This is a genomic window from Methylovorus menthalis (assembly GCF_020523625.1).
GTDB lineage: Bacteria > Pseudomonadota > Gammaproteobacteria > Burkholderiales > Methylophilaceae > Methylovorus > Methylovorus menthalis.
In genome coordinates, this window is sequence record NZ_JAJAQH010000001.1 from 433,052 (window position 1) to 450,148 (window position 17,097).

At 56.5% G+C, this 17,097-nt stretch carries 13 protein-coding genes; 10 read left to right on the forward strand and 3 right to left on the reverse strand.

The window, feature by feature from the left end:
• Positions 1 to 11: 11 nt before the first annotated feature.
• Positions 12 to 308, reverse strand: a complete 297-nt coding sequence (locus tag LG204_RS01985; RefSeq protein ID WP_230335708.1) for a hypothetical protein — start codon at positions 306 to 308, stop codon at positions 12 to 14.
• Positions 309 to 402: 94 nt separating this feature from the next.
• Complete coding sequence (locus tag LG204_RS01990) at positions 403 to 567, reverse strand: rubredoxin (RefSeq protein WP_230335709.1); 165 nt, start codon at positions 565 to 567, stop codon at positions 403 to 405.
• Between the two features lie 136 nt (positions 568 to 703).
• Between LG204_RS01990 and thiD the strand changes: the two genes are divergently transcribed.
• From thiD to hemE, 6 genes are all read left to right on the forward strand, one after another.
• Positions 704 to 1,534, forward strand: a complete 831-nt coding sequence (thiD, locus tag LG204_RS01995; RefSeq protein WP_013443502.1) for a bifunctional hydroxymethylpyrimidine kinase/phosphomethylpyrimidine kinase — start codon at positions 704 to 706, stop codon at positions 1,532 to 1,534.
• Positions 1,521 to 2,132, forward strand: a complete 612-nt coding sequence (gene thiE, locus LG204_RS02000; protein ID WP_230335710.1) for a thiamine phosphate synthase — start codon at positions 1,521 to 1,523, stop codon at positions 2,130 to 2,132. The genes thiD and thiE overlap by 14 nt, the downstream gene beginning before the upstream one ends.
• An 11-nt stretch (positions 2,133 to 2,143) precedes the next feature.
• The gene (hemL, locus tag LG204_RS02005) at positions 2,144 to 3,430 is read left to right on the forward strand and encodes a glutamate-1-semialdehyde 2,1-aminomutase (protein ID WP_015831232.1); all 1,287 of its coding nucleotides are present in this window, start codon (positions 2,144 to 2,146) and stop codon (positions 3,428 to 3,430) included.
• Between the two features lie 253 nt (positions 3,431 to 3,683).
• On the forward strand, positions 3,684 to 8,360 hold the full coding sequence (locus LG204_RS02010; protein WP_407664154.1) for a glutamate synthase-related protein: 4,677 nt from the start codon (positions 3,684 to 3,686) through the stop codon (positions 8,358 to 8,360).
• Positions 8,361 to 9,788 carry a glutamate synthase subunit beta gene (locus LG204_RS02015; protein ID WP_230335711.1) on the forward strand — a complete coding sequence of 476 codons (1,428 nt, stop codon included), beginning with the start codon at positions 8,361 to 8,363 and terminating at the stop codon, positions 9,786 to 9,788. It abuts the gene before it with no gap.
• 66 nt (positions 9,789 to 9,854) lie between these two features.
• Entirely contained in the window at positions 9,855 to 10,919 is a 1,065-nt protein-coding gene (gene hemE / locus LG204_RS02020) for a uroporphyrinogen decarboxylase (protein ID WP_230335712.1), read from the forward strand.
• A gap of 56 nt (positions 10,920 to 10,975) precedes the next feature.
• Here hemE and LG204_RS02025 read toward each other — a convergent pair whose 3' ends face one another.
• The gene (locus LG204_RS02025) at positions 10,976 to 13,186 is read right to left on the reverse strand and encodes a primosomal protein N' (RefSeq protein WP_230335713.1); all 2,211 of its coding nucleotides are present in this window, start codon (positions 13,184 to 13,186) and stop codon (positions 10,976 to 10,978) included.
• 87 nt (positions 13,187 to 13,273) lie between these two features.
• On the opposite strand from LG204_RS02025, the gene argS reads away from it, so the two are divergent.
• The 4 genes from argS (at position 13,274) to LG204_RS02045 (ending at position 17,095) form a co-directional block, all read left to right on the forward strand.
• On the forward strand, positions 13,274 to 14,932 hold the full coding sequence (gene argS / locus LG204_RS02030) for an arginine--tRNA ligase (protein WP_230335714.1): 1,659 nt from the start codon (positions 13,274 to 13,276) through the stop codon (positions 14,930 to 14,932).
• Between the two features lie 30 nt (positions 14,933 to 14,962).
• The gene (locus LG204_RS02035) at positions 14,963 to 15,568 is read left to right on the forward strand and encodes an SPOR domain-containing protein (RefSeq protein ID WP_230335715.1); all 606 of its coding nucleotides are present in this window, start codon (positions 14,963 to 14,965) and stop codon (positions 15,566 to 15,568) included.
• 67 nt (positions 15,569 to 15,635) lie between these two features.
• On the forward strand, positions 15,636 to 16,268 hold the full coding sequence (locus LG204_RS02040; protein ID WP_230335716.1) for a thiol:disulfide interchange protein DsbA/DsbL: 633 nt from the start codon (positions 15,636 to 15,638) through the stop codon (positions 16,266 to 16,268).
• Positions 16,269 to 16,276: 8 nt separating this feature from the next.
• Entirely contained in the window at positions 16,277 to 17,095 is an 819-nt protein-coding gene (locus LG204_RS02045; RefSeq protein WP_230335717.1) for an SDR family oxidoreductase, read from the forward strand.
• Positions 17,096 to 17,097 lie beyond the last annotated feature (2 nt).

Below are 17,097 nucleotides of genomic sequence, written 5' to 3' on the forward strand. Positions count from 1 at the left end.
CTACTCTTTCATTATTCAATACGGTCGGCAGAGGTTTCGGGCAGCCCCAACTCCTGGCAGGCCAGCCGTTTGGCAGTTTTGATCATCGAGTCTGAAAACACCGTAATGTCGGCATCCGCCAGCGCAATTTGCTGGTATTTCTGCAATGCCAGCTCAAACGGCGCCTGGTTGATCATCTCAATCAGCTGCATGTAGCGGTCACGTTGCTTGGTGTCTTTGCTGCCTGTTATCTGCAGGTGGATGTTTTCCAGATGCATGGAAAAATAAGCCACAAACTCCAGCTGAAAACTGTTTTGAATATCGGTCATGAGGGATAGCGCATATGCTCAACCACGACTAGCGTAGCGGCTGGTGAAGAATAATGGCCATGAGATTTCACCAGCCCAGGCAAGTTCAGCATGCTCAGATTTCGATCATTTCGAAGTCTTCCTTGCGGGCGCCGCATTCCGGGCAGGTCCAGTTGGGGGGCACGTCTTCCCACCGTGTGCCGGGGGGAATGCCATCTTCAGGACAGCCTTTTTCTTCTTCGTATAGCCAGCCGCAAATATTGCACATCCATGTTTTCATGGGCTTTTCTCCTCGTTTATTGTTAGCGGGTAATTTAAGTTAAAATAGCATTCTTGATAGCAGAACCAGCGCTGTGCCAGCGCCTCTAAGCATCTCACCGCCCACCTTGATACGGTCAACACCCGGAACCAACACCATGAATCTGATGCCCCCTACCGTGATGACCTTTGCCGCTACCGATCCCAGCAGTGGTGCAGGCTTGCAGGCTGATTTGCTGACCTTGGCCAGCATAGGCTGCCACCCGCTTTCCGTTGTGACAGCAATTACTGTACAGGATACCGTGGGCGTCGAAAATGTCATGATGTTTGATGCCGACTGGGTCAATGACCAGGCGCGTACCATCCTGGAAGACATGCAGGTTTCCGCCTTTAAAATCGGCATGCTGGGTAGCGTGGAAAATGTCGCCGTCATTGCCGAAATCGTGGCTGATTACCCGGATGTGCCATTGCTGATCGACCCGGTCTTGTCCTCTGGCCGTGGCGATGAGCTGGCAAATGAAGAAATGCAGGCTGCGATGATAGACCTGCTGTTCCCCCAGGCCACCATGATTACGCCGAATAGCCTGGAAGCGCGCCGCCTGGCTTTTCACGATGATGATTCCGATGCCATCGAACATGCCTCGCTGGATGAAAGCGCCGACCGCCTGCTCGGCATGGGCTGCGAATATGTGCTGATTACCGGCACCCACGAACGCTCACAGGAAGTCATCAATACGCTGTATGGCGAAAGCGGCCTGATCAAGGCCTATAACTGGGAACGCCTGCCAGGCAGCTACCATGGCTCCGGCTGCACCCTGACTTCCGCCATTGCGGCCTGCATCGCCCATGGATTATCCATCGAAGAAGCCATTCTGGAAGCGCAGGAATACACCTGGAAAACGCTAAAATACGGCTTCCGTCCGGGCATGGGCCAATACATTCCTGATCGCATGTTCTGGGCACGGGATGAAGAGGATGATGCCAATTAAAGGGCTGTACGCTGTTACCCCTGACCTGGACGATACGGAGCGCCTGTGCGAGATGGTCACTGCGGCTATTGCCGGGGGTGCAACGCTGGTGCAATACCGCAACAAAGAAGCCGGTCACGTGCTGCGCATTGCACAGGCGCAGGCCTTGCTCGCCATCTGCAGGCAGCATGGCGTACCGCTGATCATCAATGATCATGTGAAGCTATGCCTGGCACTGGATGCCGATGGCGTGCACATTGGCGGTACCGATGGCGATATTGCTGCCACACGCCAGCGTATCGGCAACAAGCTGCTGGGCGCCTCCTGCTACAACCGCATCGACCTTGCCCTGAAAGCACAGGCGGCTGGCGCAGACTATGTCGCCTTTGGTGCCTGCTTCAGCTCGCAAACCAAACCGCAGGCGCCTGAAGCTGCGCTCAGCCTCTTCAGCACCGATCCTGCCTTGCATGTACCCAAAGTCGCCATCGGCGGCATTACCCTGGACAATGCACCGCAGGCGGTTGCCGCCGGTGCCGACATGCTGGCCGTGATTGGCGCCCTGTGGGGAGCAGACGATATCCGGCAAACCGCCCAACAATTTTCACGACTATACAATTGACCGAGCTCATCATGACTTCTCGTAACCAGCAACTGTTTGAACAATCCCAAAAACTCATTCCCGGCGGCGTTAATTCACCCGTCCGTGCGTTTCGCTCGGTAGGTGGTACGCCGGTGTTTTTCAAACGCGGCGCTGGCGCCTGGCTATGGGATGAAGACGACAAGGCCTATGTGGATTACGTAGGCTCATGGGGGCCTATGGTGCTGGGCCACGCCCACCCTGAGGTGATCGAAGCCGTGCGCACGGCAGCGGGCGACAGCCTGTCGTTTGGTGCACCGACGGCGCGCGAGCTGGATATGGCCGAGCTGGTAAGCAAGCTGGTCCCTAGCATGGAACAGTTACGGCTGGTCAGCTCCGGCACCGAAGCCACCATGAGTGCCATTCGCCTGGCGCGTGGCTTCACCGGCCGTAGCAAGATCGTCAAGTTTGAAGGCTGCTATCACGGCCATGCCGATGCGCTGCTGGTGAAGGCGGGCTCTGGCCTCTTGACCTTCGGCACGCCCAGTTCGGCAGGGGTTCCACCGGAAGTCGCCGCCCACACGCTGACATTGGAATACAACAACATCGCCGCCGTCGAACAGCTGTTTGCGGAGATTGGCAACGAAATTGCTTGTGTGATTGTAGAGCCGGTCGCAGGCAACATGAATCTGATCGCCCCGGCAGCCGGTTTTCTGGAGGCGTTGCGTGCCCAGTGCACCCAGCACGGTGCAGTGCTGATTTTTGATGAAGTCATGACCGGATTCCGGGTGGCGCTGGGTGGCGCACAGGCGCGCTATGGCATTACCCCGGACCTGACAACACTGGGCAAAGTCATCGGCGGTGGCCTGCCAGTAGGGGCTTTCGGCGGTCGGCGCGACATCATGCAATGTCTGGCGCCCGTTGGCCCGGTCTATCAGGCAGGCACCTTATCTGGCAATCCAGTAGCCGTTGCTGCAGGCATGGCCACGCTGAAACTGATACAGGCACCTGGCTTCCATGCAGCGCTGGAGGCCAGCACCCAGCGTTTCGTGCAAGGCCTTGCAAATGCGGCAAAAGCGCACGATATTGAATTTAGTGCACAAAGTGTGGGCGGGATGTTCGGCTTGTATTTCAGCGCCGAGGTTCCGCAAAGTTATGCGGATGTCATGCAGTCTGACAAAGAGGCCTTCAACCGCTTCTTCCATGCCATGCTGGATGAGGGCGTTTATCTGGCACCTTCGGCGTTTGAAGCGGGCTTTGTATCAGCAGCGCATGGCGACAAGGAAATTGACCTCAGCATCGCCGCTGCAGAAAAGATTTTCGCCAGCTGGAAAAAGTAAGCCACTTTAGCTGCATGGGGTTTCATGCTTTTTTAGCCCTATGTGATTGAACTTATAACCCTTTAACGGTAACATTGAAGGTTCCGCTAAATATTTTATGGCCCAGCGATAATTTCGGCCACGCAGGACGGCAAGCACCAATAAAAAAACTCCACGAACTCCCTCGATTAGCGCGACGGGATGAGGGAAGAACAAGGCGCCCGGTTCTAGTAAGTGCCTTTAAAGATGCAGTGTCGAAAGATGAGATGGAGACATGAGTTTGGTAACGCGAGTGAATACGCCAATGAATGAAACAGCAACAGTGACGAACCCTGAAATGCAGGGCCTTTACAATCCGGGCAATGAGCACGACGCCTGTGGCGTCGGCATGATCGCACACATCAAGGGCAAAAAGAGCCACAAGATCGTGGAGCAAGGCCTGCAGATTCTGGCTAACCTGACCCACCGCGGTGCGACAGGCTATGACCCCAAGCTGGGTGATGGTGCCGGCATCCTGATTCAGATGCCTGATGCCTTCCTGCGCAAGGAAGCCACCAAGCTGAGCATCAACCTGCCAGCCGAGGGCGAGTACGCCTGTGGCATCGTGTTTCTGCCGCAATCGCAAAACGGCCGCGAAGCTTGTGAATCCATCATTGCCCGCATCGTGCACGAAGAAGCACAGACCCTGCTGGGCTGGCGCGACGTGCCCCGCGACAACAGCAATATTGCCGATCAAGCACGCGCTGTTGAGCCTGTCATGCGTCAGGTATTCATTGCTCGTGGCCCGGCAGCTGCCGACCAGAACGCCTTCGAACGCAAGCTGTTCGTCATTCGCAAGCGCGTTGAACATGCCGTTCGCGCCCTGAAGCTGGAAGACGGCAACCAGTTCTACATTCCTTCCTTGTCCTCGCGCACCCTGGTTTATAAGGGCATGCTGCTGGCAAACGAAGTCGGTATCTATTACCAGGACCTGCAGGACGAGACCATGGTGTCCGCCCTGGCACTGGTGCACCAGCGCTTCTCGACCAACACCTTCCCAGCCTGGGATCTGGCGCACCCATTCCGCATGATTGCCCACAACGGTGAAATCAACACCATGCAGGGTAACGTCAACTGGATGGCCGCCCGCCACGAATCCATGCGCTCTGCCCTGATGGGTGAAGACCTGGAAAAACTGTGGCCGCTGATCGTGGATGGCCAGTCCGACTCCGCTGCATTCGACAATGCGCTGGAACTACTGGTGGCCGGTGGTTACTCATTACCGCACGCCATGATGATGCTGATTCCGGAAGCCTGGTCCAGCAACACCCTGATGGACGAAGACCGCCGCGCTTTCTACGAATACCACGCTGCGCTGATGGAGCCATGGGATGGCCCGGCCGCCGTGGCCTTTACCGATGGCCGTATGATAGGCGCCACGCTGGACCGTAACGGTCTGCGTCCCGCACGTTATCTGATTACTGATGATGACCACGTCATGCTGGCATCCGAAATGGGTGTGCTGACCTTCCCGGAAGAAAAAATCGTCAAGAAATGGCGTTTGCAACCCGGCAAGATGTTCCTGATCGACATGGAGCAAGGTCGCATCATCGACGACGCTGAAGTCAAGCAAAGCCTGGCACAAGCCAAGCCATACCGTGAGTGGATTGAAAAGTCCCGTTACTTCCTGGGCGACCTGCCCAAGGTTGAAACCAAGCTGGAGCTGAATGCTAACCTGCTCGACCTGCAACAAGCCTTCGGCTACACGCAGGAAGATCTCAAGTTTGTATTGCAACCCATGATCACCAATGGTGAAGAGGGTGCGGGCTCCATGGGTAACGACAGCGCCCTGCCGGTGCTGTCCAACAAGCCCAAGCCGCTGTATACCTACTTCAAGCAGCTGTTTGCGCAGGTCACGAATCCGCCTATCGACCCGATCCGCGAAGAGCTGGTCATGTCGCTGGTGACCTTCATTGGCCCCAAGCCTAACCTCTTGGGCATTGATGAAACCAATCCGCCTATTCGCCTTGAAGCCAGCCAGCCGGTATTGACGCTGGACGAGCTCGAGCAGCTGAAAGCCATCGACAGCCTGACCCAGGGCCGTTACCGCACGCTGACACTGGACATCACCTATGCCGCCGCACAAGGCAAACAAGGCATGGCTGCCGCGATTGAATCCCTGTGCAAAGCCGCGGCTGATGCGGTGCACAATGGCTTCAACCTGCTGATCCTGTCTGACCGTCAGGTAAGTCCTGACCGTATCGCCATTCCGGCCTTGCTGGCCTGTTCCGCGACGCACCAGTCTTTGGTACGCGCTGGTTTGCGCACCAATACCGGCCTGGTCATCGACACTGGCTCCGCCCGCGAAGTGCATCATTTCGCGCTGCTGGGCGGTTATGGCGCCGAAGCGATCTGTCCATGGCTTGCTTTTGAAACCATCAGCAACATGATGAGCACCGAAGGCAAGGCCGCTGACATCAAGGAAGGTCACAAGAAATTCGTCAAGGCGATTGGCAAGGGCCTGCACAAGGTCATGTCCAAGATGGGCATTTCCACTTACCAATCCTACTGTGGCGCGCAGATTTTCGAAGCGATCGGCCTCAATAGCCCATTCATCGCCAAGTACTTTACTGGCACGGCCACCACCATTGAAGGCATAGGCCTGAATGAAGTGGCAGAAGAAAGCCTGCGCCAGCATCAATCAGCCTTTGGTAGCGATCCGGTTCTGAGCAATGCGCTGGAAGCGGGCGGCGAGTATGCCTTCCGTGTACGCGGTGAAGAGCATATGTGGACGCCTGATTCCATTGCCAAGCTGCAACATGCCACCCGCACCAATAGTGCCAGCACTTACAAGGAATACGCCAAGCTGATCAACGACCAGACCCGCCGTCACATGACGCTGCGCGGCCTGTTCGACATCAAGTCAGCCGGCGCACCTGTGCCGCTGGAAGAAGTGGAACCCGCCAAGGAAATCGTCAAGCGCTTTGCCACTGGCGCCATGTCGCTGGGCTCCATCTCCACCGAGGCCCATGCCACGCTGGCTATCGCCATGAACCGTATTGGCGGCCGTTCCAACACCGGCGAAGGTGGTGAAGATCCCAAGCGTTTCATCCCGGTGGCCAAGGCCAGCTCGCTGGCAGAAGTGCTGGGCAAGGATCGCATTGAGAAAGACGTGCCCATGCTGGCAGGTGACTCCCTACGCTCCAGCATCAAGCAGGTGGCGTCTGGTCGTTTCGGTGTTACCGCTGAATACCTGGCGAATGCCGACCAGATTCAAATCAAGATGGCGCAAGGTGCCAAGCCAGGTGAAGGCGGTCAGTTGCCAGGCCACAAGGTGAGCTCCTATATCGCCCAGTTGCGCTTCTCGGTGCCGGGTGTGGGTCTGATTTCGCCACCTCCGCACCATGACATTTACTCGATTGAAGATCTGGCTCAACTGATCCATGACCTCAAGAACGCCAATCCCAAGGCTTCGGTATCGGTCAAACTGGTATCGGAAACCGGTATCGGCACCGTTGCCGCCGGTGTAGCAAAGGCAAAATCTGACCATATCGTGGTCGCAGGTCATGACGGTGGTACCGGCGCATCGCCGATTTCTTCCATCAAACATGCCGGCACGCCATGGGAATTGGGCCTGGCCGAAACACAGCAAACCCTGGTGCTGAACCAGTTGCGTGGTCGTGTGGTTGTTCAGGTGGATGGCCAGATGAAAACCGGTCGTGACGTCATGATTGGTGCGCTGCTGGGTGCCGATGAGTTCGGCTTTGCCACGGCGCCGCTGGTGGTTGAGGGCTGCATCATGATGCGCAAGTGTCATCTGAATACCTGCCCGGTTGGCGTTGCCACTCAGGATCCAGTGCTGCGTCAGAAATTCACCGGCCAGCCAGAGCATGTCGTGAACTACTTCTTCTTTGTTGCTGAAGAAGTGCGCGAACTGATGGCAGGCATGGGTATCCGCAAGTTTGAAGACCTGATCGGCCGCGCCGATCTGCTCGACATGCAAGCCAGTATTGACCACTGGAAAGCCAGTGGCCTGGATTTCACCAAGGTATTCCATCAGCCCAAGGTCGATGAAACCGTCTCGCGTCGCAATAATGAGTCGCAAGACCACGGTCTGGTAAAAGCGCTGGATAACAAACTTATTGCCCAGGCAGCCAATGGCCTGGAAAAAGGCGAGAAGACCGTTATCGAAACGCCTATCGTCAACACCAACCGTACCGTGGGTACCATGCTTTCGCATGAGATTGCTCGCCGTTATGGCCGTACCGGTTTGCCTGATGACACCATTACCGTGAAGTTGAGCGGTACTGCAGGGCAGAGTTTTGCTGCCTTCCTGACGCAAGGCATCACCTTCGAGCTGACTGGTGAAGGCAACGATTACGTGGGCAAGGGCCTTTGTGGCGGCCGCATTGTGATCAAGCCGCCCAAGGCTTTCCGTGGCGTGGCGGAAGACAACATCATTGCAGGTAATACCGTGATGTATGGCGCCACTTCGGGCCAGAGCTATTTCAATGGCGTGGCTGGCGAGCGCTTCTGTGTACGTAACTCGGGTGCTACCGCTGTGGTTGAAGGCGTAGGCAACCATGGCTGTGAATACATGACGGGCGGCACGGTAGTAGTGCTGGGGCAGACTGGCCTCAACTTTGCGGCTGGTATGTCGGGTGGCGTGGCTTATGTGTACGACATCGATGGCATGTTCGCCAAGCGCTGCAATATGAGCATGGTCAGCCTGGAACCTGTGGAAGCCGCGGGTCATGCGCCTGCTGGTACCGGTCATCACATGGGTCAGCACGACGAAGCCACCCTGAAGTTACTGATTGAAAAGCACGTTGAATACACCGGTAGCAGCCGCGCCAAGGCAATACTGGCGGATTGGGATCAGGCACGCGCCAAGTTCATCAAGGTGCTGCCAAATGAATACAAGCGCGTTCTGAATGAACTGGCTGCTGCAGAAAAGAAGGAAGCCGCATAAATGGGCAAAGTAACAGGATTTATGGAGTATGGCCGTCTGTCCGAGGCCAACCTGCCAGTCAATGACCGGGTCAAGAATTACAAGGAATTCGTTCTTCACCTGAGCGATGACCAAGCCAAGACCCAAGGCGCTCGCTGTATGGATTGCGGTATTCCGTTCTGTATGAGCGGCTGCCCGATCAACAATATCATTCCTGACTGGAATGACCTGGTGTATCGCCAGGACTGGCGCAATGCGATTGACGTGCTGCACTCAACCAATAACTTCCCCGAGTTTACTGGTCGTATCTGCCCGGCACCCTGTGAAGCGGCCTGTACGCTGAACATCAACGCCGATGCCGTGGGCATCAAGTCGATTGAACACGCCATCATCGACAAGGCATGGGGAAACGACTGGGTGAAGCCTCAGGTTCCTGCCAGCAAAACCGGCAAGAAAGTTGCCATCGTCGGCTCCGGCCCGGCAGGGATGGCAGCAGCACAGCAACTGGCTCGCGTTGGTCATGACGTCGTCGTGCTGGAAAAAGAAAGCCGCATTGGTGGCTTGCTGCGTTACGGCATCCCTGACTTCAAGATGGAAAAAAGCCATATTGACCGCCGCATGGAACAAATGCGCGCGGAAGGCGTTGAGTTCCGTACCGGCCAGCATGTGGGCGAAAATGTCAGCGCCGATGAGCTCACCAAGGAATTTGATGCTGTGATTCTGGCGGGTGGCGCCGAATATCCTCGCGATTTGCCAGTGCCTGGCCGTGCGCTGGATGGTGTACATTTCGCCATGGACTTCCTGACGCCACAAAACAAGGTCGTCGCAGGCGACACGGTTGCCGACCAGATCATGGCAACTGGCAAGCACGTGGTGGTAATTGGTGGCGGTGATACCGGCTCCGATTGCGTGGGTACCTCCAACCGTCACGGTGCAGCCTCCATCACGCAGTTTGAACTGATGCCACAACCGCCTGAAAAGGAAAACAAGGATCTGGTATGGCCGAACTGGCCGCTCAAGATGCGTACTTCGAGCTCCCATGAAGAGGGCTGTGATCGCGACTGGTCCATCACCACCAAGGAATTGATTGGTGAAAATGGCAAAGTGGTCGCACTCAAGGGCGCACGCGTGGAGTGGAAAGACGGCAAGATGGTTGAGATTCCAGATTCTGAATTCACCATCAAGGCTGATCTGGTACTGCTGGCCATGGGCTTTGTAAGCCCGGTACAAAAGGTACTGGACGCATTTGGCGTTGAAAAGGATGCACGTGGCAATGCCAAGGCAACCACCGACGGTGAGGGCTGCTACGCAACCTCCTCCCCCAAGGTATTTGCTGCTGGCGACATGCGCCGCGGTCAATCTCTGGTGGTATGGGCCATCCGCGAAGGACGCCAATGCGCCCGCGCCGTCGATGAGTTCCTGATGGGATCATCCACCCTGCCAAGATAAGGCTAACCAGGCATGACACAAGGGGATACCGCTGGTATCCCCTCATTTTTTTGAAAAGCCCCCACCATGACAGCACTCAAGAACGACACCTTCTTACGCGCACTTCTGCGGCAGCCTACCGACTACACCCCCGTCTGGATGATGCGCCAGGCCGGACGCTATCTGCCGGAATACCGTGCCACACGGAAGAATGCTGGCAGCTTCCTGAGCCTGTGCAAAAACACCGACTTTGCCACCGAAGTCACCATGCAGCCATTGGATCGTTACCCCCTAGATGCCGCCATCCTGTTTTCCGACATCCTGACAGTCCCCGATGCGATGGGGCTGGGGCTGTATTTTGTCGAAGGGGAAGGCCCGAAGTTTGAACGCCCGGTGCGCGACGCCGCTGCGATTCACAACCTGCATGTGCCGGACATCGCTGCCGATCTCGGTTATGTCACTGACGCTGTCAGCCAGATACGCAAAACGCTGGATGGCCGCGTACCGCTCATCGGCTTCTCCGGCAGCCCCTGGACGCTCGCCACCTATATGATTGAGGGGCAAGGCGGTACGGATTTCCTCACCATCAAGAAAATGGCGTATGCAGAGCCTGCGTTGCTGCATCATTTGCTGGATATCACCGCGCAAACCGTCACGCTGTACCTCAATGCACAGATTGAAGCGGGCGCCCAGGCCGTGATGATTTTTGACTCCTGGGGTGGCGCGCTCTCACATAACGCGTACCGCGAATTCTCATTGGCTTACATGGAAAAAATCGTCGCAGGGCTGATCAAGCAACGTGACGGTACCCCTGTTCCCAGCATCGTGTTTACCAAAGGCGGCGCCCTGTGGCTGGAAGCGCAGGCGGCCATTGGCGCTGATGCTTTGGGATTGGACTGGACTGTAGATATTGGCGAGGCCAGAAAGCGCGTAGGCGGGCAAGTAGCGCTACAAGGCAATATGGACCCGGCTATCCTGCTCTCGACCCCGGAAGCCATTGAAAAAGAAGTCGCCAGCATACTGGCGAGTTACGGTCATGGTCACGGCCATGTATTCAACCTCGGCCACGGCATCACGCAGCATACGCCGCCAGAAAATGCGGAAGCCATGATCAAGGCCGTGAAAGCCTTGAGTCCGCAGTACCACGTTTAAATCACGAAGATTCCTTTGGTTTTCTGCTAACGCGGTGTTTCCGCGACAGACAAACGCTAAAACTCCAGGGGATCTACATCGACCGTCCAGCGCAGCTTGCTGGCTAATGGATGGGCGCGCAATTGCGGTACCAGCTGTCGCAATAATTGCTGAATCTGCAAACGGCTTTCGCCTTGCATCAGCAAGTAAGCCCGCTCCATACCCTTCAACTTCTCCATCTGGGGCCGCACGGGATCATACGTAAGCACATGCTCACTCAGCTGCCTTGCCAATACCAATGCATCATTCAGAAAATCCTGCACTAGTGAATACTGATTGGCCTCAGCACGCAGCAGGGCTAGAAAAGCATAGGGCGGAAATTGCGCCAGCTGCCGTTCCTGCAGCTGTGAATCTGCGTATGCCACATAATCATGCTTACGCAGGGCATTGAACAGATTGTGCTCGGGGAAGGAGGTCTGTATCAGCACTTCACCTGGCTTGTCAGCCCGACCCGCCCGGCCAGACACCTGCATCAATTGGGCAAAAAGGCGTTCAGCCGCCCGAAAGTCCGGGCTGAATAGCGCACTATCGGTATCGACCACCCCCACCAGCGTCAGATTGGGAAAGTCATGGCCTTTGGCCAGCATCTGCGTGCCCACCAGGATATCAATCTCATCGGCATGCACCGCCTGCAGGATATCTGCCAGGGCTTCCTTGCGCCGCGTGCTATCACGGTCCACGCGTTGAATGCGTGCCGTGGGGAACAGGCGCGCCAGGGTTTCTTCCAGACGCTGCGTACCATGGCCGGTAGGGTGCAAATCGGCATTGCCACAGCTTGGGCACTGCCGCACGATCTTCTGCTCATGTCCGCAGTGATGGCATCGCAAGCGGCTCTGCCGCAGATGCACCACCAGCCGGCTGCTACAGCGGGTGCATGAAGCAATCCAGTGGCAGGCATTGCACAACAACACTGGCGAGTAGCCACGCCGATTGATGAACAGCAGGCTTTGCTCCTTGCGCTGCAAGCGTTGGCGCAGCGCTTCGATCAGAGCGGGCGATAACCCATCCTGCAATTCAACGCGATTGGTATCGATGCAACCGATACGGGGCAACTGCGATTTGGCGACAGCCCGGTTTTGCAGCGTCAGCAAGCCATATTTGCCGGTTTGCGCGTTGTGCCAGGTTTCCAGGGATGGCGTTGCCGACCCCAGCACGATGGGCACTTTCGCCCGTTGCGCCCGCACCATGGCCACATCACGGGCATGGTAGCGCATGCTATCCTGCTGCTTGTAAGAGCCATCGTGCTCTTCATCCACAATCACCAGCCGCAGCCTGGGCAGGGGAGTAAATACCGACAGGCGGGTGCCCACCACAATACGGGCAATACCTGACTGGGCCAGACGCCAGTTCTGCAAGCGCTCGGCCTCGCCCAGATTGCTATGCAATGCCACCATGGGCAGATGCGGCAAACGGCTGCGAAATCGCGCTTCCAGCTGCGGGGTCAGATTGATTTCAGGCACCAGCACCAGCGCCTGACCATCATTGTCCGCCAGCATAAGTTGCAGCCACTGCATGTAAACCTCGGTTTTGCCACTGCCGGTAATCCCATGCAGCAGCCATGCCTTGAACCCTTCGCTGGCCTGCATGCGCTGCAAGGCAGCCGTCTGGTCTTCGTTCAACGGCGGCGGCGGTACGGCTGCTGACACTGAGGCCGACAATCCCGCCAGCACCTCATCCGCCTCTACCCAGCCAGACTCCTGCAAGCCCTGCATGGCCCCACGCCAACCGGAAGAAATCTCGGGTAACGCGCTTTCATGCAGAACGCCATGCTCACGCAAGGCTGCATATAGCTTGCGCTGGATAAGCTTGCGGCGGGGTAGTTGTTCAATTTCGGCCGCAAGACCCTCAGGGGAAAGCCGGAAAGCATACTGCTTGCGCGACACCGCAGGCTCGGTCTGGCGTAAACGCCCAGGCAAACTGGCGAGGAGGGCTTGCCCCAGCGGGTATTGGTAATAGTCCGCACAAAAGCGCAACAGGGCAAAGGTATCCGAATCCAGCGGGGGTTCATCGACAAACGCCGTTTCGATCGCCTTCAGTTTGGCAGAGGGCACCTCGCTGACCGCACTCTTGCCGACCACAATGCCGATTTGCCGCCGACGACCAAAAGGCACGACCACGCGCTGCCCCACCGCGACATCAAAGCCGCCATCTAGGTAATCAAACAGGCTGTCGATAGGCACATCCAGTGCGACTTGCAGGATGCCCATGGGAGGTGGGGTAATGATCATTGAAACAGATATTGAATCGGGTGGTGAGCGTTGTTGGTCAATGGGTTAGAATAGCGACTTTCGTCATATTGTATAGACTTCACTCTCTTGAAAGCACATCTTACCGAATTACTGACCCAGGCCGCAAAAAGCCTGGGGGTCGATAGCGCAAGTTTTTCGATTCTGCTGGAACGCCCGAAATCTGCCGACCACGGCGATTTTGCCACCAATCTGGCCATGATGCTGGCCAAACCCTTGCGCCAGAACCCACGTGCCATTGCTGAGAGCCTGATCAAGGCACTTCCAGCTTCCGACTATGTTGCCAAGGTGGAAATCGCCGGTGCTGGCTTTATCAATTTCTTCCTCAATGGCCAGGCACGCCATGGCGTGATTGCGCAGATACGCGAGCAGGGTGACCGTTTTGGCCACAATAGCGCTGGTCAGCGCCGCAAGGTACAAGTGGAGTTTGTCTCCGCCAACCCCACCGGACCCTTGCACGTCGGCCACGGCCGGGGGGCTGCAGTCGGCGACTGTCTGGCACGGCTGCTGGCAGCCAATGGCTGGGACGTCACGCGCGAGTTCTATTACAACGACGCTGGCGCCCAGATCGACAATCTCACCAAGTCTGTCCATGCACGTGCGCAAGGGCTTACCCCCGAGCACCCGACCTTTCCTGAAGAAGGCTATCGCGGCGAATACATCATCGATATTGCCAAGGCTTACCTGGCAGGCGAAACCATCGTGGCAGATGACCAGCAGGTGACCGCCAGCGGTGACGTGAACGATCTGGAATCCATACGCCGCTTTGCCGTAGCTTACCTGCGGCATGAGCAGGATCTTGATCTGCAGGCATTCCAGATCAAGTTTGATGTGTTCTCACTGGAGTCCGGCCTCTACACCGAAGGCAAGGTGGAAAGTACGGTACAAGCCCTGATCAATAGTGGCCATACCTATGAGCAGGACGACGCCCTCTGGCTCAAGACCACCGACTTTGGCGATGACAAAGACCGTGTGATGCGCAAGCGTGAAGGCGGTTATACCTATTTTGTGCCTGATGTGGCCTACCACGTGGAAAAATGGAAACGTGGTTTTGAACGCGTGATCAACGAGCAGGGTGCCGACCACCACAGCACCATTACCCGCGTACGCGCAGGTTTGCAGGCAATTGATATCGGCATTCCGCAAGGCTGGCCAGATTATGTATTGCACCAGATGGTGACCGTGATGCGCGGTGGCGAGGAGGTGAAACTCTCCAAGCGTGCGGGCAGCTACGTCACGCTGCGCGACCTCATCGAAGAAGTGGGCTGCGATGCCACGCGCTATTTCCTGGCCGCACGCCGTGCCGATTCGCAACTGGTATTCGACATTGACCTGGCGCGTGCACAAACCAATGACAACCCGGTGTATTACATCCAGTATGCGCATGCCCGTATCTGCAGCGTGCTGGGGCAATGGGGTGGCGATCAAAGCACGCTGGTCAGCGCTGATCTCAGCCGTCTGGATGCACCCCACGAGGCAGCATTGCTGCAGCGTCTGGATGAGTTCACCGATGTCGTAAAAAATGCAGCCGATGAACTGGCACCGCATATGATCGCCAATTACCTGAAAGAGCTGGCGAGCGACCTGCACAGCTATTACAACGCACAGCAATTCCTGGTAGAAGATAGCGCACTCAAGCTGGCCCGCATGGCCTTGATCAGCGCTACACGCCAGGTATTAAAAAATGGCCTTGATCTCCTGGGCGTCAGCGCCCCGGAAAAAATGTAGGCCATATAGGAAAGTAAGCAAGGAGATATTGTGAGCAGAGATTACAAACCCCGTAGCGCCTCATCCAGCAAGAGCGGCAGCAAATCCAAAGGCAGCCCGTTCTTTTCCGGCCTGCTGGTTGGACTGGTTCTGGGCGTTGGCCTGTCGGTTGCGGTGGCGATCATGGTGAAAGGCAGTGACAGCCCGTTTGTCAGCCGTGCTCCAGAAAAAGCGCCAGAGGAAACAGCCAAGGCAGATACCAGCGCCTTGCCCAAGGCTGAAAAGAATGCCGATACCCCGGAAAAGCCACGCTTTGATTTCTACACCATACTGCCTGGCAGCGAAACCCAGGTAACGGAACAAGAGATCAAGCAGAAACAGGCCGCACCAGAAGCTGCCAAAGTGCAGGAAAGCTACTTCCTGCAAGTGGGCGCTTTTCAGACTGAGCAGGAAGCCGACAATATGAAGGCAAAGCTGGCACTGCTGGGGCTGGAAGCCATCGTGCAAACCGCGACCATTCCTAACAAAGGGGTATGGCATCGCGTGCGGGTCGGCCCATTTGCCAATGTCGACCAAATAAATAAATCCCGTGAAGAGCTGGTACAGAACGGATTTAAGGTTGACCTGATCAAAGTGAATAGCAGTACGCCTGGATAAAGCCTGTCAGCCGCAACCAGCTTAATGCGTTAGTCGATTACAACTTACATCAACAAGGATTCGAATCATGAAAAAATTCCTGGCGGCTTTGCTGCTCCTGGTTTCCACCCATGTCATGGCGGCAGACCCGCAAGCGGGCACCGATTACAACCTGACCGTGCAAAGCATCCCCAGCGATAGCAATGGCAAGCTCGAGGTTATTGAGTTGTTCTGGTATGGCTGCCCGCATTGCTATCAGATGGAACCTGCCATCAACGCCTGGGTAAAGAAACTGCCAGCCGATGTGGTGTTCAAGCGTATCCCTGGCGTGCCACGTCCTGACTGGGCACCGATGGCCAAAGCCTATTACGCCATGGAATCCCTGGGCGTGCTGGAAAAATTGCATGGTCCTTTGTTCGAAGCCATCCACAAGCAGCATGCTTTCCGTCCTGACGACGAAAAAGCCTTCGTAGACTGGCTGGTCAAGCAAAGCGGCCTGGATCGCAAAAAAGTAGAAGAAGCCTATAACTCCTTCTCCAGCAATACCAAAATCATGCGTGCTATCCAGGTGTTCCGCGCTTCTGGCGCAACTGGCGTTCCCACCCTGATTGTGGATGGCAAATACATTACTTCCAGCAGCATGGCCGGTGGCAATGACCAGGCACTGAAAGTCGCTGATTTCCTGATCGCCAAGGCCAAGCAGGAACGCGGCGGCAAGTAATCAAACCCGTGAGTTTCACGCCTTTTTCACAGCCCGCCACGGCTCCCGCCCGGCGGGCTGATACATTAAAAGTCTTCATTACCGGCGCTTCAAGCGGTATAGGCATGGCACTGGCACAGCATTATGCAGGGCTGGGGGCCACATTGGGCCTGGCTGCACGTCGCACCGAGCCTTTACTTGCTTTCCGTCAGCAATACGCCGGGGCTTGTGAAACCTATACGCTGGATGTGCGCGATGCCGACGCCCTGGCACACGCTGCTGCAGACTTCATGAGCAAGCACGGGGTACCCGATATTGTGATTGGCAATGCCGGCGTCAGCCGGGGTACGCTGACTGCCATCAAAGAAGACCGCACGGCGTTTGCTGCAGTCATGGCGATTAATGTGCAGGGCCTGGTACATACCTTTCAGCCATTTATCGGTGCCATGCAGCAAGCTGGGCAGGGCCAGCTGGTAGGTATCGCCAGTGTGGCCGGAATACGCGGCCTACCCGGCGCAGGTGCTTACAGTGCCTCCAAGGCCGCGGCGATTGCTTATCTGGAAAGCCTGCGTATCGAGATGCTGCCGCATGGCATTGCCGTCACCACCATTGCCCCTGGTTATATCCGCACGCCCATGACCGATGTAAATACCTATACCATGCCGTTTTTGATGGATGTGGACGTGGCCGCCAGCAAATTCGCGCAGGCGATTGCTGCCAGAAAGCGCTTTGTGGTGATTCCCTGGCAGATGGGCTGGGTGGCCCGCTTGCTGAGAATATTGCCGTGCTGGCTATGGGATGGCTTGATGCGACGAGCCCCGCACAAGGCGCGTATCGAAGTAGAGTAATA

Coding starts and splice junctions, on each gene's coding strand:
- LG204_RS01985 (WP_230335708.1), bottom strand. CDS start 308: ATGACCGATATTCAAAACAGTTTTCAGCTGGAGTTTGTGGCTTATTTT.
- LG204_RS01990 (WP_230335709.1), bottom strand. CDS start 567: ATGAAAACATGGATGTGCAATATTTGCGGCTGGCTATACGAAGAAGAA.
- thiD (WP_013443502.1), top strand. CDS start 704: ATGAATCTGATGCCCCCTACCGTGATGACCTTTGCCGCTACCGATCCC.
- thiE (WP_230335710.1), top strand. CDS start 1,521: ATGATGCCAATTAAAGGGCTGTACGCTGTTACCCCTGACCTGGACGAT.
- hemL (WP_015831232.1), top strand. CDS start 2,144: ATGACTTCTCGTAACCAGCAACTGTTTGAACAATCCCAAAAACTCATT.
- LG204_RS02010 (WP_407664154.1), top strand. CDS start 3,684: ATGAGTTTGGTAACGCGAGTGAATACGCCAATGAATGAAACAGCAACA.
- LG204_RS02015 (WP_230335711.1), top strand. CDS start 8,361: ATGGGCAAAGTAACAGGATTTATGGAGTATGGCCGTCTGTCCGAGGCC.
- hemE (WP_230335712.1), top strand. CDS start 9,855: ATGACAGCACTCAAGAACGACACCTTCTTACGCGCACTTCTGCGGCAG.
- LG204_RS02025 (WP_230335713.1), bottom strand. CDS start 13,186: ATGATCATTACCCCACCTCCCATGGGCATCCTGCAAGTCGCACTGGAT.
- LG204_RS02040 (WP_230335716.1), top strand. CDS start 15,636: ATGAAAAAATTCCTGGCGGCTTTGCTGCTCCTGGTTTCCACCCATGTC.